General features: G+C 44.5%; 1 protein-coding gene. It reads right to left on the minus strand.

The window, feature by feature from the left end:
* Positions 1 to 126 precede the first annotated feature (126 nt).
* On the minus strand, positions 127 to 942 hold the full coding sequence (locus FTU19_RS16165; protein ID WP_000018326.1) for an aminoglycoside O-phosphotransferase APH(3')-Ia: 816 nt from the start codon (positions 940 to 942) through the stop codon (positions 127 to 129).
* Positions 943 to 1,135: the final 193 nt, after the last annotated feature.

A 1,135-nucleotide genomic window follows, 5' to 3' on the forward strand; every position in this document is an offset into this window, starting at 1 on the left:
GTACCAGCGTACGGCCCACAGAATGATGTCACGCTGAAAATGCCGGCCTTTGAATGGGTTCATGTGCAGCTCCATCAGCAAAAGGGGATGATAAGTTTATCACCACCGACTATTTGCAACAGTGCCTCAGAAAAACTCATCGAGCATCAAATGAAACTGCAATTTATTCATATCAGGATTATCAATACCATATTTTTGAAAAAGCCGTTTCTGTAATGAAGGAGAAAACTCACCGAGGCAGTTCCATAGGATGGCAAGATCCTGGTATCGGTCTGCGATTCCGACTCGTCCAACATCAATACAACCTATTAATTTCCCCTCGTCAAAAATAAGGTTATCAAGTGAGAAATCACCATGAGTGACGACTGAATCCGGTGAGAATGGCAAAAGCTTATGCATTTCTTTCCAGACTTGTTCAACAGGCCAGCCATTACGCTCGTCATCAAAATCACTAGCATCAACCAAACCGTTATTCATTCGTGATTGCGCCTGAGCGAGACGAAATACGCGATCGCTGTTAAAAGGACAATTACAAACAGGAATCGAATGCAACCGGCGCAGGAACACTGCCAGCGCATCAACAATATTTTCACCTGAATCAGGATATTCTTCTAATACCTGGAATGCTGTTTTCCCGGGGATCGCAGTGGTGAGTAACCATGCATCATCAGGAGTACGGATAAAATGCTTGATGGTCGGAAGAGGCATAAATGCCGTCAGCCAGTTTAGTCTGACCATCTCATCTGTAACATCATTGGCAACGCTACCTTTGCCATGTTTCAGAAACAACTCTGGCGCATTGGGCTTCCCATACAATCGATAGATTGTCGCACCTGATTGCCCGACATTATCGCGAGCCCATCTATACCCATATAAATCAGCATCCAGGTTGGAATTTAATCGCGGCCTCGAGCAAGACGTTTCCCGTTGAATATGGCTCATAACACCCCTTGTATTACTGTTTATGTAAGCAGACAGTTTTATTGTTCATGATGATATATTTTTATCGGCACTGTTGCAAATAGTCGGTGGTGATAAACTTATCATCCCCTTTTGCTGATGGAGCTGCACATGAACCCATTCAAAGGCCGGCATTTTCAGCGTGACATCATTCTGTGGGCCGTACGCTGGTACT

Source organism: Acinetobacter sp. YH12072, from assembly GCF_013419565.1.
GTDB lineage: Bacteria > Pseudomonadota > Gammaproteobacteria > Pseudomonadales > Moraxellaceae > Acinetobacter.

Bases quoted from the DNA above. Each gene is read 5' to 3' on its own strand.
- FTU19_RS16165 (WP_000018326.1), bottom strand. From the start codon at position 942: ATGAGCCATATTCAACGGGAAACGTCTTGCTCGAGGCCGCGATTAAAT.